The following is an 18,834-nucleotide window of genomic DNA, read 5'->3' on the forward strand; positions in this document are numbered from 1 at the left end:
AGCCCTTGGGTCAAGCCAAGAGGTCCGTCTTGACTGGACGGGCTTTTGAGGCCTTCCCTTTGAACGGCCATTGCCAATGAGCATCAGTCTGAGCGGTGATCACGGTCATAGCGGGCAATGCTGATGTTTTGCAATTTGGGCCAAGCCGGAAAGCGCCCAAACCGGGCTTTTGCCAAGACCCCGGCTACAAAACGATGAAAAAAATAATGGTGACCACCGACCAATCAAACAACTCGAAATCCGCGGTGCGCATGGCCCTGCGCCTTGCCAAGCTCAGGGGCTGCAGCCTGAGTGTGGTTCAGGTAAACCACATTCCCAAGCCTTTTAGCTGGACGACTGAGGCATATGATAGGTTTTTGAAAAAGAGCATGGCGCAGCTTACCGCTGAGCTCAGCAAGTTTGTCTCTGCGATCTGCCGATCGGTGGGTGTTGTACCCATCAAGTTTAAATCCGTTATTTTGAACTCAACCGATGTCGTCGGTTCGATCAGTGACTACGTAGCGGAGCAAAAGTTTGATTACCTGCTGATCGCTACACGGGGTGCCGGCTGGATCAAGGAAATCTTCGGCACCCATACCAGCCGGCTGCTGCACACCTCAAGTATTCCGGTGATCGTTGTGCCGAGCCAATATAAGTATCACCCAATCAAACGCATCATCTATGCGACAGACCTGCAGAATTTCGAAAATGAGCTGCCAAGGCTGATCGAGTTAGTTTTGGCTGAGTTTTAGAGATTAAATACCTTCTTTAAGTGAGCGGGATAATTTTCTAAAGCCCCTAAAATATCACCATCTTTAAAAATATCAAAACAGTTGTAGTCTGAAACAATTTCAACGCCACAGAATCGGTAATTGCTGGTAATCTGTATTAAAACATCCGCTGTACTTCTGCCTTCAAAAAGTAACTGTTGTGGATTGTCGAAGCTTGCCTTTGGAGCATTCCAGGTACTGCATACCATAAATTTCTTGCCCTGCAGTTTTCCTCCTGTTCCGTACTGTTTGGTCACATCCTCTCTTGTCCTACCGTCGCCCGTTAGAAATTTTGCACTGTGCAATCCACTATTGAAAACTTCGTCCACATATTTTTTGTAAATCCATGGAGCCCCAAACCAATTGATAGGTGTTTGAAGGATAATGATATCGGCTTGAACGTGTTTTTCCACTTCTTCATCTGGATTATAGCCGTCTTCTACTTTGGTTTCCATTACCTCAAAGTTATTAGTGACAAAAAAATCTTTTGCCTTTTTGTAGAATGCATCATTTAGCAAACCTTCTGACCAATTGGGATAGGTTAAGTGGGTATTGATTAGGAGTACTTTTTTCATTGAATTCATTGTAATTATCTTTTTAGTGGAAAGTCACATTCTCGGTAAAAGAATCTCTTCCCACTTTTATCGTATTGCCCTTTGCCTGTTTATCTTCATACCCAAAGGAAATTCCAAATAGCATTTTGTAGTCTTCGGTTATTTTCAAGTGATCTCTTATTAGATTGGGATAAAAACCTAAGATTGTTTGAGGTACACCTGCCAAACCATGAGCAGTAAGGGAAAGCAGAAAGGTTTGGGCATACATACCAACGTCTGTTGCGACCCTTACACAATCGCCAACAATTGGTACAAAAAGAAACGCCACACAGGGAGCATTGTAAAAATTATAATTTTTAAGATTAGCTTCATTGCGGCCTTCTTTATCTTCCCTGCTGATGCCCAATCCCTGATAATAGGATTTTCCCTGGGCAAACATCCGTTCCTTGTACCGACCCGGAAATGCATTGGTATCAAACGTAAAATCAGGATCAAACAATCGTTCATTATGTGCCAAAATCAACTTATTGGACAAGGTCTTCCTATTTTCACCAGATGCAATGTGCACATTCCAGGGTTGTGTATTACAGTTGGAAGGAGAAAGTTGTGCATCATTCAATACATTGACTATCATCTCATGAGGGATTTCGTTGGGTAAAAATCCTCGGCAAGAGTGTCTTTCTCGTACTGTATCATAAAAGGTTTTTTGATCCATACTCATAGGTTTTTTAGCTTATTTTAGTGAGCAGTAAATCCACCGTCAACAGATAATGATGTGGCTACAACAAAACTTGAGGCAGAACTACAAAGCCAAAGCACAGCTGATGCAACTTCCTCTGGAAGCCCCAATCTATTGATAGGCTGATCGCGCAAAACCTCTGCCATAGCATCTGGGGATGTTTCTTTTAAAGAACCCAACATTGGTGTATCGATCACTCCAGGACAGACCGCATTCACGCGTATTCCTAAAGGTGCGTATTCCAGACCGACACTTTTTGTTAAGCCCAAGACGCCGTGTTTAGTTCCGTGGTATGCCGCCCGACCTGTTTGGCCGACTACCCCCCCTAATGATGAACAATTTACAATTGCTCCACAACCCTGTTTTTGCATCTGTTTCAACTCTTGTTGCATACAGATCCAGATCCCTTTTAGGTTAACCTCATTAACCTTTTCGAATTCATCCATGGTCTCATTAAGAAAAGGGCCAGAAGGGCCTGCAATGCCTGCATTATTAAAGGCCATATCCAAACGCCCGAAAGTATCTACGGCATGCTTAATCAGTCCGACCACCTGGGTTTCATCAGCAACGTCGCATCTAAAGCTGCTTACGATGTATCCGGCATTTCTTAGTTTTTCTGTCTCTCTAAGCAAAGCATCGTGATTTATATCGGAAAGTACTACAGCTGCACCCGCCCCGGCAAATGCAATAGCTGTCGCAAGCCCAAGACCCGCACTTGCACCGGTTACTAAAGCAACCTGCCCCTTGAAATCGTAAGTTGGATTTATTTCGTTCATTTTTTTATGCATGGATTGATTTGAGATTAAAAAGAATAATCAATCTGACTCATATGCGCCTTCCCCATTCGGTCGCCGTAGACTGGGAATTTTGAAAGCGAGGTCTCAATTTCCTGTACATCCTCTTTGGAGAGTTGGATGTTCTTTGCGCCCAGGTTCTCTAGCAAATGAGTTTCGTAACGAGTGCCAGGAATGGGAACAATGGATGGGCTTTTGGCAAGTAGCCATGCCAGTGCTACTTGTGCAGGAGTAGCTTTTTTCTTTGCTGCGTAACCTTTTAGCCATTCAATGATCGGCATGTTTAACGCCAAGAATTCTTTCGAAAAACGCGGGAATGCGGCTCTGAAATCTGCTTTTTCATCAAGTTTTGTATTTGTGTCGTACTTTCCTGTTAAAAAGCCTGCACCAACAGGCGACCATGGCACAAAGCCGATGCCCAACTCTTCACATGTAGCCAGAACCCCGTTCAGTTCTACGTTACGTGTCCAAAGGGAATATTCTGATTGTACAGCTGCAACTGGCTGAACCGCGTGTGCACGGAGAATAGTCTTAGCACTGGCTTCAGACAAACCAAAATGTAAAACCTTCCCTTGTTGAATCAGTTCTTTTATTGTTCCGGCAACCTCTTCAATAGGCACGTTTGGATCAACACGGTGTTGATAATAAAGATCGATATGGTCTGTACGTAAGCGTTTCAAAGAATCCTCCACTACTTTTTTGATGTGCGAAGGGCGACTATCCAGTCCAATGGTACCATCGATGGCAAAGCCGAACTTGGTGGCAATCTTAACTTTATCACGAAAAGGTTCTACGGCTTCACCTACCAATGTTTCGCTTAGGTATGGGCCATAAACTTCGGCTGTATCAAAAAACGTAACGCCTTGTTCAAATGCTTTTCGGATGGTTGCGATAGACTGCGCATGATCGGCAGGCGGATTATAATTTCCGGCCATATTCATACATCCTAGTCCTATTTCAGATACTTCCAAGTTACCCAATTTTCTTGTTTTCATTTTATTTCCTTTATAGGTTGATTTATCTATTTGTTTTGTTTTTTCCGAGGCAAAAACATTTGATAGGGGAGCCAGTGCAATGGCTGAACCCGCTATTGCCGAACTGGTTAAGAAATTTCGGCGGGTTACCATGCATTTTCCCTGATTATTTGCCGTTGCTTTGTTTTTACTGTGATCCATACTTAACTATTTATGTAGATTTTAGTATTATTATTTGACACCATTCATTTCTGCTCAACGATAAGACCTTTTACGAGTACAACAGTTCCCGTAGTTGAGGCAAGTCTATACGGCAAAATCTCTTGATACTCTGGCGAATTATAAAATCGTTCAGCAGCAGCAAAATCTGGAAATTCCGCTATTGCAATTACAAATCCTGTCTTGCCCTCTTTGACTTCTACATTACTGTCATATACGATTGGATTTAGATCGAACCTTGTATTAAGAACCCTTGCGGCAACCACATATTTATCATATATAGCTTGATCATGAACGGTATAATTTGCAACTAAATAACCTTTTGGAATTGCTTGTGAGTTCATGCTTAACTTCAATTGATTTGTATTAATCCTATTTACCGACACCAAACCATACTTAGGGCTTCTCGAATACATACCACTACCTCCATAGAGCCGAAGCTCAGGAATGCTTGATGCATCATCTTCGATAGCCTCATTTCATTTTGTTAGCGTACGATCAGTAATCATTTAACAAAAGTCCGTATTGCCTAGGTCAATAAATAAAGAAAAACAAAGTAAAAAGTATAAAAATCAAATATTTGAAGTTCTAATCGCTTTTGGGACCAATCCCGTCTTCTTTTTGAAGAAGTTGTTGAAGTAGGTTGAGTATTCAAATCCCAGCGCGTAGGCGATTTCTGAAATATTCCAGTCAGTATGTATTAGCAACGCCTTCGCCTCACTGATTACCCGATCTGCTATATGATTGGTCGTTGGCTTTCCTGTCACTTCTTTTACCGAGCTATTAAGATAGTTAACATGGACACCAAGATGCCTAGCATAATCCTGGGCTGTTTTAAGCTGGAGATGTTGCTGAGTATTTTCGATAGGGAACTGTCTTTCTAGTAACTCAAGAAACACGGTTGTGATCCGTTCAGTTGCATTGTTATGTCTACTGCTAATTTGAGTTGGCTGCATTTTCAGCGCTTCATGGATAATAAGCCCGATATAATTGCGTATCACCTCATCTTTGAACACATAGGCCGACTCCTGTTCGACAAGCATTTTTTCGAAAAGACTACTGACCGTGTCCTTCTGATGCTCATTTAGATTAAAGATCGGGGTACCGCCCAATTTGAAAAGGGGAGATTGCTGAAGGCTCTCCGAACGGTCGATCTGCTTCAAGAAATCCTCAGTAAATAGGCATGTATATCCATGGAAAGAATCCGAAACAGGCTCACAGGAATATGGCACATGCGGATTGCCGAAAAACAAATAAGTCTCCTCGGTTTCGATAGTGCGGTCAGCATAATGGAACAGAAATTGGCCAACGGTAATGTTGATCTTGTAAAAATCCTTACGGCTATAACTGTGCCCACCGGAATTGCTATCCGTTCGATATACCTTAAATCCTGCAAGTTTCAGTTCAGAATTAAATTCAGACGTTTCAGTAATTCGGCTTTTGTTCACAATGATAAATTAATGAATTCAAAGGTAGATAATGAATATCAATTTATGAATTATATCTCCTGTATCAAAAAGGCCGGTTGATTTCAGCAATTCGGTCAGTTTTCTGAATACCTGATCCAAAGAGTTCATTTGGAAACTTGTAACGCGAAACACAGGCACTTCCAATAGGTAAAAGCTCGAATTTATACACTGCCCTCTTTTGTTGATTTCGGTAAATTCCACGACATATCCAGAGTGCTTAAAATCAACCATATCCTCACAATAGAGAAGCGCAGGTCCGGTGAATACTAGATAACCGCCATTACCCTTAGGGCACTTTAACCAGCAAATCCGATATCGATCCTGAATTCTCAGGGGACCAATTTTACTTGGCCCACCTTGCACCCTATAGACCCTAACATCCTTCAGCATTGGTCTTTTGATTGCACTTTAGAATCAGCTTTTTCAACTTTGTTGGCTTTTTGAAATTTTGGGATAATCAGTATAGCCAATACTACCAGGCGTGTAATATGTAGTCCTGTCATTGTGGTTTAAGGGCTCATTGGCTGCAAACCGTTCGACAAGGTCGGGATTACCAATAAAGGGTTCTCCAAATGACACCAAATCTGCGACGCAATCTTCAATGGCCATATTAGCAGTTTCTGCATTAAAAGCCTTATTTACCATGAGTGTTCCTTTATAAATTGACCTAAAATGTTTGGCCGTTTCGATTACCAGACCAAATGGATTAGGGTGATTCGACATGGTAAAACCTGATATGTGCAAGTAGGCAAATTTGTATGCATTCATGCGTTCAACCATTATGTCATACAACACCTCTGTTTCATCGTCCAAAACAATCCCGAATGTTTGATCCAGTGAGGGAGAGATTCGGACAGCGATCTTATCTGAACCAATTTTTTCGGTCAGGGCGTCAAGTACCTCAAACAGAAAACGAAGTCTATTGGCAATGGATCCACCATACTCATCTCCTCTTAAATTCGAGCATTTAGCAAAAAACTGGTGAAAAAGATACCCGTTTGCAGCGTGAAGCTCTATGCCATCAAAGCCAGCTTGAATCGCGTTTATTGCAGCTTGCTGAAAATCTAAAATGGTTTGCCTGATATCTTCGATACTCATCTCTTTAGGTGTTTCTGTTTCTTTAAAACCATCTTTGGTGTAACATGTAAAGTGTCCGTTAATTGCTGAAGGGCCAAATGCCAGCCTTCCCCCCAACAGATCAGGATGTGCGAGTCTACCTACGTGCCAGAGCTGAGCGAAGATCTTTCCTCCTTTTGCATGAACGGCATCATTTACCTTCTTCCAGCCTTGAATCTGGTCACTGGTATATATACAAGGAACGTTGATGTACCCATGCGCCATCTCATTGATGAAAGTACCCTCAGTAATGAGCAGTCCTGCTGATGCGCGTTGGGCATAATATTCTGCGATTAAGTCTGTTGCGACATTACCATCATTATCCGCACGGCATCTGGTCATAGGTGCCATTACTACACGGTTTCTAAGGCTCAACTGATTAGATTTGTAAGGCTCTAATAATTTCATTTTTATTTGTTGTGAATGAATTGCAAAGCTAATTACTGCTTTTTGACGGCACAATAAGGGCAGGATTATTCCTATAGGGCAAAAATTTGCCTTATTGAAACCGAACATTCTTATAGAAATGCTATTAAATGCCGTTATGGCTTGATTTATGATGCAAGTCATTGTAAATTTGTATTTTTAGGTATGAATGTTAGCCTTTTTAAAATGGTTCATTGGACCTATGCGGCTAAAATCAATATCGGGACTGTCATGGAGAATACACTATCTTAAGACATTGACCAAAAAATCAGAGTAGACATGTACGAGAGAAAGATTGAAAAACAATATTTTTGCGGATTGGAAATTACAACGGAAATCATTGGCGGTAAGTGGAAGCCTACATTGATCAACCACATTCAAAACGGTATTGTCCGGCCAAGCGACCTCCAGCGTTCTATGCCGTTGGCATCACGAAGGGCACTAAATATACAATTAAACGAACTTCAGGAACATGGCATTATTGAAAAGGTAATTTATGCTGTGCTCCCACCCCACGTAGAATACAAATTAACTGCGTTCGGCATATCCTTATTGCCGATTACACAGGCTATGGAGGTGTGGGGAAATGAATACCGAGAAAAATTTTATGCGATATTAGAGCATAAGAAAGAGGCGCAATTGGATTCTCTTTAGCATACCGGGCATAAGTTTGCCCTATGAGAATACATCTGCCCTAATTGATAGGCATTTGGCAAGTCTCTAACTTTGTGGTCATAAAAAAACATCACATGATTAATTTAAGCATATTAGATTATTCGCCAGTCGACGAAAATACTACTGATAGGGAAGCGCTTCTATCCACTACGAAGATGGCTCGTCAGGCAGAGGAATCCGGATTCAAAAGGTTTTGGGTTTCTGAACATCACGGCATGAAAACCCTGGCGGGAAGTAATCCTGAAATGCTGATGATGCATCCGGCTGCCAGTACATCAAAAATAAGGATAGGTTCAGGAGGGGTTATGCTGCAACATTATAGCGCATATAAAGTTGCCGAAAGTTTCAAGATGCTCGAAGCGCTCTATCCGGAAAGAATTGATTTGGGGACAGGCCGGGCTGCAGGGGGTGATAAAATAACACAATCTGCGCTGAACATTGGCAAGACCAATATTGTTGCCTATGAACAACAATTGAAGGATTTGCAATCCTATTTAACCGGTAGCACCGTGGTTGAGGCGAATTTTGCCGGACTTCATACCTCCCCGTTAATTGAGACCCTACCAGAAATGTGGTCATTAGGAGCCGGAGAAAGTGGGGCGATATTAGCGGCGCAGGAGGGAACTTCTTTTATTTTCGCACACTTTATCAACCCAAGTGGCTTGGGAATAGCGGCAATAAAAAATTATAAATCCCTTTTTAATACTGCAGCAAATACGATGGTTGCCATATTTGTCGCAATTGCGGGTACGGAACATGAAGCTGAGACACTGGCAAAAGGCTTTGACCATTGGTTATTAATGATTGAATCCGGAAGGGAAACACCTTACTACATGTCTCCTGAACATCAGTATAATTACTCGGAACAGGAAAAGCGCATTATTAAACATAATCGAAGCCGGATAATCGTTGGTACACCTGCTTCAGCAAAAGAACAAATTTTACTTTTGGCGAGCCAATATCAGACAAATGAGATAATGTTGCTACCGCATATATATGGGGTTGAAAACAGGTTGAGATCAATTGCGCTAATCGCTAAAGAATTTGATCTTAACAAGGGGTCTCAAAATATTACAAAAGATAAACTTAAAAAAGACAGCGTATATGGAAGCTATTGAAAAATTGTGCAATATAGAAGAAATAAGAAGTCTTCGCGTTAAATATGCGCACTACCTTGATGGAAACAATCTCGAAAACCTAACTGGATTATTTACTGAAGATACTATTGTTCAGACCGACAGGGAGCCGTGGATTGGACGAAACGGTGTTTTGGAAGGATTGAGAAAGGCCTTCAGAGATTATGATACAAATCAGCACGGCAACTATCCATTTATGCACGCAATTACCAATCATTGGATCGAGTTTACCGGGCCAACAACTGCCCAAGGGCGGTGCTACCTGATTGACCTGGTAACGGCCAGACCAAAGGATCAAAATCCCTTACTACTTTTGGGCCTATACTCTGACGAATACAAACAGATATCGGGAAAATGGTATATCAGCCGATCAAGACTTGATGTGATATGGCCGGAAAGAAACGTTGAAGGTGGCGAGCCCGGCAAGAATCTGTCCTTACCAACACAAACACTTAAAGGGGGTTTTTAGATTAACAATTGGTGGGTAAGGCGACAACGGCCAATTGTATTATTCTTATGCGAAGTTGTTAAAATTGCCAATATTCATTGATTAGTGTTTCTATCAAATGGATTTGTTTTAGAAGGTATGCATCAAAATGCAATCAAAAAATATTATTCTTAAATATATGACAGTGTCTACAACTGGTATGAGCCACATCGCTATCCAGAAAAAATTGGACGGAACATCTGTGACCTGGATGGAACTGGTTACAACAGAACAAGATTCATCAATCAGAGCGCAAGGCAGTGTCTGAATCTGTCTGCGCGCTGACTGTACTTTAAGAATTTATTTCCAAGATAATTTTACCATTTAAGCCACCTCTGCTCAACTGATCTTGCGCATTTGCCGCCTCTTCTAACTGCATAATTTCACGGATAATTGGTTTTATTTTATCTTCCAACATCATTTTCAATCCGAACTGAAGATTCTCATAGTATAAGTTTGCGATTACAAATGCTGCTTCCACGTTGTATTCATCAGCAAGCCCTATTGAAGGAACTGAGAAAGCACTTAACAGTTTACCTCCCGCCTTAATTATTTTAAAGGCCTTTGATTGTGTATCCCCCCCTACAAAATCTATAACCAAATCGATCTCTGAGACTACTTCAGTAAAATCTATTTCACGGTAATCCAATGCTTGATCAGCTCCCAGAGATTTTGCGAGTTTAATGCCATCACCGGAGTCTACGGCGATCACATAAGCACCTAAAGCTCTAGCCATTTGAATTACGATAGTGCCCGTGCCCCCGGCAGCACCAAGTATCAAAATCCGGCTTCTTGCTTTAATCTCCCCTCGTTCGATCAAAAACGTATGTGCTGTTATGAGACCTATTGATGCGGCAGCGGCACTATGAAAATCAATATTTGTGGGGATATTTGCGACATTTTCCTCAGGAAAACAAGCATATTCTGCATAGGTGCCATTATAGGCATTGGCTACAACCCTATCACCGACTTTAATTCGGGTAACACCGGAACCTACCTCATCCACAATCCCTGAGGCATCCAAGCCTGGAATAAAAGGAAGATTAACTGGCTTGTGCGGCAAGGTCGGCGAGCGTTGGAAAGAAATCCCAAAATGCGCCCACATGTTCAGATACTTGAATATCCCGAGAGCTGAGATACTCTTTCCACCTTATTGAAGGTTAGGTTTCAAGTATTGTCAAATCCGGAGCTAAAAGAAGAAATTATTTAGTGGGGGAAATACTGATTTATGTAGAATTAATTTTTGATAAAAAAGGAGATGTTTGCATATGTTACTCAATGCATGCATAAATTAAGATTGCAATATTTTCAAAACCTCTCTTTGGTAGAGCTTTCCGATAGGCAGCTCTACTTCGGAGAGCTGAATGTTACTTTGGGAAAACGAACGGATCTTTTCTATAGAGACCATAAAACTCCGGTGAATACGCAAAAATCGATCACCAGGCAACATCGCCTCCATTGCAGACATGGAATTCTTGGTAATAACAAGCTCATTTATAGTCGCAATCTTCACGTAATCTTTTAAAGATTCCACAAAAACAATATCCTTTAGTACCACCTTGACCATCTTTCGATCGACCCTAAAATAAAGAAAGGCATCCGTTGCGGCTAGCGGATCGGTTCCCAAAATCTGTTGAGTTGTGGAAGATATTACCTTTGAAGGAAGAGCCTTATTTACAGCTTTTACAAATCTTTCAAATTCTATAGGCTTTAACAGATAATCCACTGCATCGAGATCATAACTCTGCAGCGCATAAGTCTCATATGCTGTGGTGAAAATCACTTTGGGTGGCTTGGTCAGTGTCCTCAACAGTTCCAGACCAGTCAACTGCGGCATATGGATATCCAAAAATATAAGATCGACGCTCCCGCTTTGAAGAAAAGAAATGACCTCAAAAGCATTACAACACTCACCCGATAGTTTGAGCATAGGCATTTTTTCAACATAGCGCTTTAACACCGCCCTTGCAGGTGGTTCATCATCAACGATCAAACAGTTATAGCGCAGCATTGGGATGAGTGGTTATTTCCAGGATTACAATATAAACATCTTCTTCTGAAATAATATCCAGGCGGTACGTCTCAGGATAAAGAAGTTCAAGCCTTCTCCTCACATTTTCAATCCCGATGCCACCTGTATTTTCCGATCCAATCTCCGACTTACCGTTAATGAACTTCATTAGCAAACGTTTCCCTGAAAGCCTCAGTTCGATACTGATCCAGGGGTGGGAAAGAATAGTGCTTGTTCCATGCTTAAAGCAGTTTTCTACAAAAGGCAAGATCAACAAAGGGGCAATGAAATGTTCACTTGTTTCATTTCCAGGAAATTGCAGAGATATCTCAAGTCGGTTGCCATAGCGCTTCTTTTCCAGTTCCAGATAATCCCTGATCATCGATATTTCCTGCGAAAGGGGTACCAGAGGTGTATTGCAGGAATATAGGATATAACGTAACAGGGAAGAAAGCTGAAGGAGCATATCTGCTGCAACGGGCGCTGTTTCCTGCGCGTGGGAATAAATGTTGTTAATCGTGTTAAAGAGAAAATGCGGATGGAGCTGCGCTTTGAGTGAGTGAAGTTCTGTAATTGCATTCTGCCTTTCAAGGGCGAGGGTCTGCTCCTGCTTGAGGTAAAAATATTTGGTAAGCTTAATTGCTGCAGCCAGGCCGCCAATGGTAATACTTCCCCTCAGACCCGAAATTAAGCCCTGGAATAACTGGATTTTAAAAGGTGTTTCCGGCAGTGCACCATTGAATAATTCAGCGTGGCTTTTAAGATATTCGTGCCGCATCCACTCGATAATGCTCAGGGATAAGGCCGCAGAAAAAAATGCAGTAAGAAAAATGAGTACGATAATGCAAAGGGTAGCCTTAAGGTACTTTGCCGGAATGATTAATTTCGGAATAACCAGATACATCACCGAGTAGGACAAAAACAGGTTTGGCAGGATGAACCAGAAACTCTCTCCCAGGTTTATACGGATACGTTCCAGAAAATCGACACGCATTAAAATAGGTGAAGGGGTAAAAGAATACAGGTACACCTGAAACAGATACCAGCAAAACCAAAAGCTGAAATGCCTGAGAATTTTCCAGGCAGGCTTCTCTGAGAAAACAAATTGTAGTCTGTTCAATTTTAAATTTTAACCAAGATACAAATTAGCTAAAAAAACCACCCCATTTATCGACATAAGCTTTTCGTCGTCGATAAAAAGAGATAGAACAGATTTTAAATATTTATGTACTCTCAAAAATCCATCCTGGCTATTTTGAAAAAAAAAGTCAATTATCTCCTATAGTTTTAGACAAACAAATCAATAACGATTATGAAAAAAATATTAATCATCTGCGCTCTAATTACTGGATCAGTAAGTGCTTTCGCTCAGCTGGACACACTAAGTTATCCCAAGGAAAGAAAAGAAGTGATCGCATTTATGCATGACCCAGAATTTAAGGTTCAGACGCAGCACAACTGCAATGACTTTGTATCGGTTGGCCCCAAAGGCGACATCAATTACTCGCTGCCACAATGGAAGAGCACCCAGGAAAAAGAAAAACTGGTTTTTAAATCCGTAAAGGTTGTATCCGGAACAGAGATCATCAGGATCTATACCGCTACCACAGCTGTAGTGAACTGGCTGGCCGATGTACAGATTAGTGTTCAGGGACATGATATCTCCCTTAAAGTAAGAAGACTTGAGGTGTTCATCAAGAAAAACGGGAGCTGGTGCATGGTCGCGGGTCAGGGAACACAGGTAGATGAAAAGCTCTTCCCGCTTCCAAAGTGATGCGTTTCCGGCCAGGATGATCATGTACGAACCAACTTACTTAACCCCGTCTCATCAATCTTTAATTATTTATAAAGTCATTAATAAACTAGACATTAGGATAAAAAAATATTTTGGTGAGAAGGGGTCAATTAGGTTCAGCTTATTCAGTAGGCCAGTGATATATGCGGGAGATAACTGGTAACTAAACTAGAGGACAACGTGCCACTTAGATATAGCTATATAAGAAAAAAATTTTCTTACTTACTTTAAAACCGTATCATAAATCGTGTTCAAAAGATTTTGTCTCATTTTCGAATTCCGATGGTCCAGTAATATTACAACACCCCAGTTTTTAACCCTGTTATAACAAATAATTGAAGATTGTCCCATAGAATCCCCTGATTTTAGGTAAATCGTGTTTTTTTCATCAGTTGAAATATTTGTACCCATTCCCATTTCCCTGTTTTCATCTTTATAGAATATTTTTTCAGTAATTAATCCAGCCTTCCCCACCTCAGTTTCCTGATCCAATATCGCTTTTAAAAATCTGACCATATCAGAAGTACTGGATTTTACAAGCCCGGCAGGCGCGGTAACATTCCATTTAAGGAATTCCTGAGTTCCTCCTTCAACGTTGTGAGCGGTTGTTCTGTTCTTTACATCAAAATTCTTTGTCAGCGTATTCCTCATTTTTAAAGGATCCAGCATCTTTTCACGAATAATTTTATCGTAGCTACTGCCATATGCTCTTTCCAGTATCTGACCCAGCAAAGTATATCCAATAGTTGAGTAACGGTATTTGCCATAATCTTTCAGTTCACTACAACTATTTATTACCGCACTCAACGTTTCCTGGGTAACCCCATTTAACGGCTGTTTAGGATCCGCCGCTATGAGTTTCGCAAAATCTATATCGGGCAGACCAGATTGGTGCGAAGCCAGATCTGAAATTTTTATTTTGTTCCTTAAGTTTTCATGCAGCACATACACCTTTGGAAGTAAGTTATCTATATAATCATCCAATTTTATTTTATGTTCAATAACCGCCTGTGCAATTAAATTCGAAGTTAAAATCTTGGTGATCGAAGCAATTTCAAATATGGAATTTTTATCAATCTGTGCCTGGGTTTCTTCATTCAACTTACCATATGCGGTGAAGAATTCCTTATTATTTTCAATATAGCCAACGCTTATCCCTACCTGGGGATTTTTTTTGTAGTTGTCGTTTATTATCGAATCGATCCTTTTGGTGACATTCTGTGCAAAGGAAAAGCTGCTTATCAAAAGCGCCGCTAAAAATGTAATAGAGGTCTTCATTGTATCTTATCTTTAGATTAAAAATTATTTCGATACAAATTTGTACAAGAATTCAAGTTCCTGCGACCGAGTAAAAGCATTCGAACGCATTTGTTTTGAAAAAAGAGTACGAGTAATTAAAAAAAGATGTACGGGTAATTACAAAGCTTTGTTCTACAGCGATTTACGGTAAGCAGTGGGCGTCTGGCCAGTGTGCTTTTTAAAAGCCGTATTAAAAGAAGATTTTGAATTAAAACCGGCTGCATACAGAATTTCTAAAACCGTTACCTTGTTTTGTGACGCATCTTTTAATAAATCCATGGCATAAGCTATCCGGTAGTTATTAACGAAGTCGTAAAAATGCTGCTCCAGATTATGGTTAATCAAAACAGATAATTCACGCACGGGAATTTTGATATCTTTCGATACTTCCTGTATAGTTAATGAAGGATTAAGAAATGGCTTTGCTTCTGTCATGTATTGCTTTAGCGTTAATAAGGTCGAGTTATGCTCTTTTTCACTTATTACCCCTGTGTTGATGTTCTGATCCTCAAAAATGATTTCAGAAACCAGCTTTAACCTTGAATCGATATTTCTAAACAGTGCTGGATTATTTAATGCTTTATACAGATACCAGAAAATGATAACCAGCTCAGAGAGGATCAGTCCAACTTTTAACCATTCGGCAACATCAGGGTATGCAGTAAACTTAAAGATGTTCTTTAAAAGTGCAATAGAAAAGAAAATCGATAAGGCTAAAGTAAACTGGAATAACCAGTTAAGCGATTCCAGGCTTGCTCCGGTGTAATTTTCCAGGTAAATCTTTTTGGCTTTCCTTAAGATCATAAAAGCTGCCACAATATAAAAAACACATTGAACATGCATTAAATATGATTGAACTGCACTTCCACCATACTACTGCCTTTTTCGAGAAAGCTAATTTTAGCAGCCAGGTCGACTAGGTAAAAGCGGGGCAATAAGATTGAGTTTGCCAGCAGGAAAGGAATGGTATGAAGTAAGTGTATAGGTTTTAACTTAAAATCAGAATAGCAAACCGAAAGGATATATAAGTAAAAAACAGGGAGCTGCAGGAAAAAAAATGAGCTGATCAAAATTCTCCCAGTTAACGGGATTTCAAAAAGTTGACCCAGATTAACGCTGTGGTCAATCACCTGTAAAAAGAGAAAAAAAGTAAAAAGGCGATTACTTAATTTATGTGCCGTTTTAACAGTCAGCAAAAAAAAGGAAAAAAATAATGAAATGGAGATTGTCACGACCGCGACTATAGTTAATAAATTCACTTTATCAATCAATTAGTTTTTGGTGTAATTTTCCATTTTGTCTTTATCGATTTCGTCCGAAAACACTTGACCTGAAAATGTAGTGAAAGGGGCAAGATAGTTAATTTCATATTTACGTTTGTATAGAATCCGAATCCTTTGGCAAGCTTATGTCCTCAATTAGATTAGGTAGCGAATATAGGAAACTGCCAATACAAGTAATCAAAAAATCAAGGTTAATAATTAACACTAGAAAACCATTTTATTATTTTCCTATGATAAATTCTGAAAGGCACAAGACAAGATCTTATTCGAAATTCAGGCGACTGGCAGTGTATTACCAGCATCAATACGAATTCCCCTGTATAATTATATCTGAAGTTTGCATAATGTTATCCAAACAAAAACAAATGATAGTCGGTTAATGATTCAACTCTAAAACAAAATACAGAATGGATTTTACAATTGAGCTTGAGGATATGGTTGCCATGTTGGTGTCCATGATTTGTGGCGGCATAATCGGCTTCGAGAGGGAATACAGAAGCAAGTCTGCCGGATTTCGGACCATTATACTAATATCCCTGGGTTCGACAATTTTTACAATTGTTTCCCGGCATGGCGTGGGCACCGACGACCGGATTTCGGCTAATATAATCACTGGAATCGGCTTTATTGGTGCAGGTGTTATCTTTAAGGATAAGATTTCTGTGCGTGGACTAACAACAGCGGCCGTAATCTGGACTTCAGCCGCAATTGGGATGACTACCGGTATTGGCTATCACGCCTTGGCTTTGGCATTAACACTGATTACCCTATGCATGTTGCTGATGGTCACCAGAATTGAAAAACTAATCGCAGGGCTTCAGAAAGAAAAGTTGTTAAGCGTTACCTTTCGCGGACCAGAGTTTTCACAAATCACAAATCTGGAACAGTCGCTGCAAAGCAATTCGCTGACGCTTGATAGACTCGAAGTTGGTAAAGATGAAGACAGGCTTACCGCTGTATTCAAGGTTTCAGGCAAAAAAAATGATCTGATAAAAATGAATGAAAGCCTGGCGTCGATATCCGAAATCATATCGTTTAATTGAGCAACAAATTCGGGATCCGGGATAAATTGTTGTACATGGGGCTATCTCAGTTTTGAATTTACTTTCAACGAAATCATTGGTTATGCGTTCCGTATTACACGACAAAAACAGCATTATCCCCAGATCAGCAAGTTGAGCATGGTCTGGGACTTATGATCTTGATGATTTTCCATCTCCTTTTTTATTAACTACTGATTTACAGCACAGTAAATCATTCCGCTTATTTACTGGCGTGTATGCAAGCAACAATTTAGAAAAAATTTATTTCTAACTACCAAGTTATAATCAAAAGCTTTTTATAGGATGGTTCGGCTGGTATCCCGAGCGATCAACCGCTAAATACCATTTCTTATTGTTTTGAAAATATTTTTTTGATATAGTCTACTATAGTTGTCTGCGGCTTTTTCGGATTTTCGGGGCCAATCAGAAACCCGTAAGGCTGGAGGTGAGGATAACTGTCGCAGATGATCTTTGCCATTCCCAAAAGCGGTACCGCCAGGATCATCCCTGCTACCCCCCAAACCACTTCCCCGAGCACAATGGCCATGATGGTAAATAACGGGTTGATGTTAACTTGCTCGCCCACTATGATCGGCTCCAGAATGTAGGTCTGGATAAACTGCACTATAAAGTAAGTGACCAGGACGCCAAAGACCATCTTGCCATCACCGCCCTGGGCCATTACCGCTAGTACGGTCAAACCAGTTCCCGTCAGATTTCCGATAAAAGGCACGATTTCAAGCAGACCGCAGAGCACAGCAAAAAAGATTGCGCTCTCAACGCCGACAATGCTGAAGCCAATCCCGTACATCACCCACAAAATTGCTATCATTGCCGCAAGTCCGCTCAAGTATTTTTGGGAAACTTTTCCCGTCTGATGGATCACCACACTGGCATCAGCATTCTCTTTTTTTGGGAGCAGTTTCAAAATGAACTTTTTGATATGGCCACGCATCGAAAGAAACAGGAACATATATACCAAAACAAGTATCGTATTGACCAGAACGCCCATTAGCCCCGCTGCAAAAGCCAGTATCATTCCCCCAGATTTCCCCTTTGTTCCATCCTCAATAGCCTTCTGCTGTTCAGATTTTCTGATACCCACTGTTTCATTAATCCAGGATTTAAGCGACTCCAGCATGCTGACAATACGCTTTTCCATCCCATCCAGGTTCTCCGAAAGACTGCTTAGCTGAATGGATAATAATAGAACAACCAGAGCCATAGCTATCAAAAAAATCAGTATACAAATAAGCGAGGCATAACCCCTGGACATTCCTTGGTGTTCAAAAAAACTGCATAATCTAATAAAGACCATAGAAAGCACTGCTGCTAAGGTCAAGGGAATCAAGAAAGGCGCAGCAAAATAAAGTCCTGCAAAGGCCAGCACAAAAAGTAAGAGTGTGTTTACAGAGAGGCTAAGTTTTTCCATATGCCTTAAACAACACTTTCCCAGAATAGTTTAAAATTCAAACCTCATATAAAAAGAAAGGATAACAAATCCATCAAGTATGCCCTGGTCCCCCCCGTGGTCTGCGCAATGCCACCCCTAGCCAAATGGTATTATTACCTTAGCAAATAGCTGGATTGATAAAACTATGAATTTATATCTACAAGCTTAGTAATAAGGCTAGCTTGGGCCGAATTAATCTTGATTAAAGCTTTCTTGTAGCTAAACCAATCACCCCTGTACACTTCAGCAAAAGAAACCAGTTTTCCAGAATGCGGTGGCCACTCCAGGTCAAAGGTATTGCTGACAAGCTGCGAGGGATCAAGGTCAAACTCCACAGCGAAACAATGAACCCGCTTTCCCCCCTTCTGCACTATGAAACCCAGATCAATAAAATCCCCCGAAAGCTCGAAGCCAGTTTCCTCCAGAAACTCACGTTTTGCGGCAACAAGCAGATCTTCCTTCTCCTCAACAAGCCCCTTAGGAATTGTCCAGAACCCTACATCCTTTTTAACAAAGAATGGCCCACCAGGATGCACCAGAAAAAATTCCAGTGCTTCACCAGCTTTTCTAAAAACCAAAATACCCGAACTCAGCGCCATTACTAAAAATTTA

Annotated in this window: 21 protein-coding genes; 7 read left to right on the forward strand and 14 right to left on the reverse strand. The window is 40.8% G+C overall.

The features are described 5' to 3' along the window. Nucleotides 1–194 precede the first annotated feature (194 nt). A complete protein-coding gene (locus tag ACZZZI_RS18730; protein WP_463490644.1) occupies nucleotides 195–731 on the forward strand; it encodes a universal stress protein in 537 nt (178 codons plus the stop codon). On the opposite strand, the gene ACZZZI_RS18735 is transcribed toward ACZZZI_RS18730, so the two are convergent. From ACZZZI_RS18735 to ACZZZI_RS18765, 7 genes are all read right to left on the reverse strand, one after another. Beyond that, on the reverse strand, nucleotides 728–1,324 hold the full coding sequence (locus tag ACZZZI_RS18735) for an NAD(P)H-dependent oxidoreductase (RefSeq protein WP_463490646.1): 597 nt from the start codon (nucleotides 1,322–1,324) through the stop codon (nucleotides 728–730). The two genes, ACZZZI_RS18730 and ACZZZI_RS18735, sit on opposite strands and share 4 nt — an antisense overlap. Nucleotides 1,325–1,346: 22 nt before the next feature. Then, on the reverse strand, nucleotides 1,347–2,018 hold the full coding sequence (locus ACZZZI_RS18740; protein WP_463490648.1) for a nitroreductase: 672 nt from the start codon (nucleotides 2,016–2,018) through the stop codon (nucleotides 1,347–1,349). A gap of 23 nt (nucleotides 2,019–2,041) precedes the next feature. Then, nucleotides 2,042–2,818, reverse strand: coding sequence for a glucose 1-dehydrogenase (locus tag ACZZZI_RS18745; protein ID WP_463490650.1), 777 nt, complete (start codon nucleotides 2,816–2,818; stop codon nucleotides 2,042–2,044). A 26-nt stretch (nucleotides 2,819–2,844) separates the two neighbouring features. Beyond that, a complete protein-coding gene (locus tag ACZZZI_RS18750; RefSeq protein WP_463490652.1) occupies nucleotides 2,845–3,963 on the reverse strand; it encodes an aldo/keto reductase in 1,119 nt (372 codons plus the stop codon). A 92-nt stretch (nucleotides 3,964–4,055) separates the two neighbouring features. After that, nucleotides 4,056–4,373 carry a DUF1330 domain-containing protein gene (locus tag ACZZZI_RS18755; protein WP_463490654.1) on the reverse strand — a complete coding sequence of 106 codons (318 nt, stop codon included), beginning with the start codon at nucleotides 4,371–4,373 and terminating at the stop codon, nucleotides 4,056–4,058. A 228-nt stretch (nucleotides 4,374–4,601) separates the two neighbouring features. After that, a complete protein-coding gene (locus tag ACZZZI_RS18760) occupies nucleotides 4,602–5,477 on the reverse strand; it encodes a helix-turn-helix domain-containing protein (protein WP_463490656.1) in 876 nt (291 codons plus the stop codon). A 444-nt stretch (nucleotides 5,478–5,921) separates the two neighbouring features. Further along, nucleotides 5,922–7,130: an alkene reductase gene (locus ACZZZI_RS18765; RefSeq protein WP_463490658.1), complete on the reverse strand. Its 1,209-nt coding sequence runs from the start codon at nucleotides 7,128–7,130 to the stop codon at nucleotides 5,922–5,924. Nucleotides 7,131–7,319: 189 nt separating this feature from the next. Between ACZZZI_RS18765 and ACZZZI_RS18770 the strand changes: the two genes are divergently transcribed. The 4 genes from ACZZZI_RS18770 (at nucleotide 7,320) to ACZZZI_RS18785 (ending at nucleotide 9,606) form a co-directional block, all read left to right on the forward strand. Further along, nucleotides 7,320–7,694, forward strand: a complete 375-nt coding sequence (locus ACZZZI_RS18770) for a winged helix-turn-helix transcriptional regulator (RefSeq protein ID WP_463490660.1) — start codon at nucleotides 7,320–7,322, stop codon at nucleotides 7,692–7,694. Nucleotides 7,695–7,789: 95 nt separating this feature from the next. Continuing rightward, nucleotides 7,790–8,833, forward strand: coding sequence for an LLM class flavin-dependent oxidoreductase (locus tag ACZZZI_RS18775; RefSeq protein WP_463490662.1), 1,044 nt, complete (start codon nucleotides 7,790–7,792; stop codon nucleotides 8,831–8,833). A gap of 4 nt (nucleotides 8,834–8,837) precedes the next feature. Next, complete coding sequence (locus tag ACZZZI_RS18780) at nucleotides 8,838–9,320, forward strand: nuclear transport factor 2 family protein (protein WP_463490664.1); 483 nt, start codon at nucleotides 8,838–8,840, stop codon at nucleotides 9,318–9,320. A 157-nt stretch (nucleotides 9,321–9,477) separates the two neighbouring features. Beyond that, nucleotides 9,478–9,606 (forward strand): hypothetical protein, encoded by a 129-nt coding sequence (locus tag ACZZZI_RS18785; protein WP_463490666.1) that lies wholly within the window; start codon nucleotides 9,478–9,480, stop codon nucleotides 9,604–9,606. Nucleotides 9,607–9,630: 24 nt separating this feature from the next. Here ACZZZI_RS18785 and ACZZZI_RS18790 read toward each other — a convergent pair whose 3' ends face one another. From ACZZZI_RS18790 to ACZZZI_RS18800, 3 genes are all read right to left on the reverse strand, one after another. Continuing rightward, nucleotides 9,631–10,443 carry a quinone oxidoreductase family protein gene (locus tag ACZZZI_RS18790; RefSeq protein WP_463490668.1) on the reverse strand — a complete coding sequence of 271 codons (813 nt, stop codon included), beginning with the start codon at nucleotides 10,441–10,443 and terminating at the stop codon, nucleotides 9,631–9,633. 186 nt (nucleotides 10,444–10,629) lie between these two features. Next, a complete protein-coding gene (locus ACZZZI_RS18795; protein WP_316758507.1) occupies nucleotides 10,630–11,349 on the reverse strand; it encodes a LytR/AlgR family response regulator transcription factor in 720 nt (239 codons plus the stop codon). Beyond that, complete coding sequence (locus tag ACZZZI_RS18800) at nucleotides 11,336–12,469, reverse strand: sensor histidine kinase (RefSeq protein ID WP_463490671.1); 1,134 nt, start codon at nucleotides 12,467–12,469, stop codon at nucleotides 11,336–11,338. Before ACZZZI_RS18800 ends, ACZZZI_RS18795 begins: the two co-directional genes overlap by 14 nt. A gap of 192 nt (nucleotides 12,470–12,661) precedes the next feature. Between ACZZZI_RS18800 and ACZZZI_RS18805 the strand changes: the two genes are divergently transcribed. Further along, nucleotides 12,662–13,123, forward strand: a complete 462-nt coding sequence (locus ACZZZI_RS18805) for a hypothetical protein (RefSeq protein ID WP_316758503.1) — start codon at nucleotides 12,662–12,664, stop codon at nucleotides 13,121–13,123. A 243-nt stretch (nucleotides 13,124–13,366) separates the two neighbouring features. On the opposite strand, the gene ACZZZI_RS18810 is transcribed toward ACZZZI_RS18805, so the two are convergent. Then, nucleotides 13,367–14,422, reverse strand: coding sequence for a serine hydrolase domain-containing protein (locus ACZZZI_RS18810; RefSeq protein WP_463490673.1), 1,056 nt, complete (start codon nucleotides 14,420–14,422; stop codon nucleotides 13,367–13,369). A 153-nt stretch (nucleotides 14,423–14,575) separates the two neighbouring features. After that, nucleotides 14,576–15,247 carry a helix-turn-helix domain-containing protein gene (locus ACZZZI_RS18815; protein ID WP_463490675.1) on the reverse strand — a complete coding sequence of 224 codons (672 nt, stop codon included), beginning with the start codon at nucleotides 15,245–15,247 and terminating at the stop codon, nucleotides 14,576–14,578. 886 nt (nucleotides 15,248–16,133) lie between these two features. Between ACZZZI_RS18815 and ACZZZI_RS18820 the strand changes: the two genes are divergently transcribed. Next, a complete protein-coding gene (locus ACZZZI_RS18820; RefSeq protein ID WP_344764177.1) occupies nucleotides 16,134–16,769 on the forward strand; it encodes an MgtC/SapB family protein in 636 nt (211 codons plus the stop codon). Nucleotides 16,770–17,118: 349 nt separating this feature from the next. Here ACZZZI_RS18820 and ACZZZI_RS18825 read toward each other — a convergent pair whose 3' ends face one another. Both ACZZZI_RS18825 and ACZZZI_RS18830 read right to left on the reverse strand, forming a co-directional pair. Further along, nucleotides 17,119–18,201: an AI-2E family transporter gene (locus tag ACZZZI_RS18825; protein WP_316758495.1), complete on the reverse strand. Its 1,083-nt coding sequence runs from the start codon at nucleotides 18,199–18,201 to the stop codon at nucleotides 17,119–17,121. 164 nt (nucleotides 18,202–18,365) lie between these two features. Next, nucleotides 18,366–18,821: an NUDIX domain-containing protein gene (locus ACZZZI_RS18830; protein WP_463490676.1), complete on the reverse strand. Its 456-nt coding sequence runs from the start codon at nucleotides 18,819–18,821 to the stop codon at nucleotides 18,366–18,368. Nucleotides 18,822–18,834: the final 13 nt, after the last annotated feature.

The sequence above is a fragment of the Pedobacter sp. AC190 genome (assembly GCF_979258025.1).

Coding starts and splice junctions, on each gene's coding strand:
- ACZZZI_RS18825 (WP_316758495.1), bottom strand. CDS start 18,201: ATGGAAAAACTTAGCCTCTCTGTAAACACACTCTTACTTTTTGTGCTG.
- ACZZZI_RS18770 (WP_463490660.1), top strand. CDS start 7,320: ATGTACGAGAGAAAGATTGAAAAACAATATTTTTGCGGATTGGAAATT.
- ACZZZI_RS18820 (WP_344764177.1), top strand. CDS start 16,134: ATGGATTTTACAATTGAGCTTGAGGATATGGTTGCCATGTTGGTGTCC.
- ACZZZI_RS18765 (WP_463490658.1), bottom strand. CDS start 7,130: ATGTTCGGTTTCAATAAGGCAAATTTTTGCCCTATAGGAATAATCCTG.
- ACZZZI_RS18815 (WP_463490675.1), bottom strand. CDS start 15,247: ATGATCTTAAGGAAAGCCAAAAAGATTTACCTGGAAAATTACACCGGA.
- ACZZZI_RS18790 (WP_463490668.1), bottom strand. CDS start 10,443: ATGTGGGCGCATTTTGGGATTTCTTTCCAACGCTCGCCGACCTTGCCG.
- ACZZZI_RS18830 (WP_463490676.1), bottom strand. CDS start 18,821: ATGGCGCTGAGTTCGGGTATTTTGGTTTTTAGAAAAGCTGGTGAAGCA.
- ACZZZI_RS18740 (WP_463490648.1), bottom strand. CDS start 2,018: ATGGATCAAAAAACCTTTTATGATACAGTACGAGAAAGACACTCTTGC.
- ACZZZI_RS18755 (WP_463490654.1), bottom strand. CDS start 4,373: ATGAACTCACAAGCAATTCCAAAAGGTTATTTAGTTGCAAATTATACC.
- ACZZZI_RS18730 (WP_463490644.1), top strand. CDS start 195: ATGAAAAAAATAATGGTGACCACCGACCAATCAAACAACTCGAAATCC.
- ACZZZI_RS18810 (WP_463490673.1), bottom strand. CDS start 14,422: ATGAAGACCTCTATTACATTTTTAGCGGCGCTTTTGATAAGCAGCTTT.
- ACZZZI_RS18795 (WP_316758507.1), bottom strand. CDS start 11,349: ATGCTGCGCTATAACTGTTTGATCGTTGATGATGAACCACCTGCAAGG.
- ACZZZI_RS18805 (WP_316758503.1), top strand. CDS start 12,662: ATGAAAAAAATATTAATCATCTGCGCTCTAATTACTGGATCAGTAAGT.
- ACZZZI_RS18775 (WP_463490662.1), top strand. CDS start 7,790: ATGATTAATTTAAGCATATTAGATTATTCGCCAGTCGACGAAAATACT.
- ACZZZI_RS18745 (WP_463490650.1), bottom strand. CDS start 2,818: ATGAACGAAATAAATCCAACTTACGATTTCAAGGGGCAGGTTGCTTTA.
- ACZZZI_RS18735 (WP_463490646.1), bottom strand. CDS start 1,324: ATGAAAAAAGTACTCCTAATCAATACCCACTTAACCTATCCCAATTGG.
- ACZZZI_RS18750 (WP_463490652.1), bottom strand. CDS start 3,963: ATGGTAACCCGCCGAAATTTCTTAACCAGTTCGGCAATAGCGGGTTCA.
- ACZZZI_RS18785 (WP_463490666.1), top strand. CDS start 9,478: ATGACAGTGTCTACAACTGGTATGAGCCACATCGCTATCCAGAAAAAA.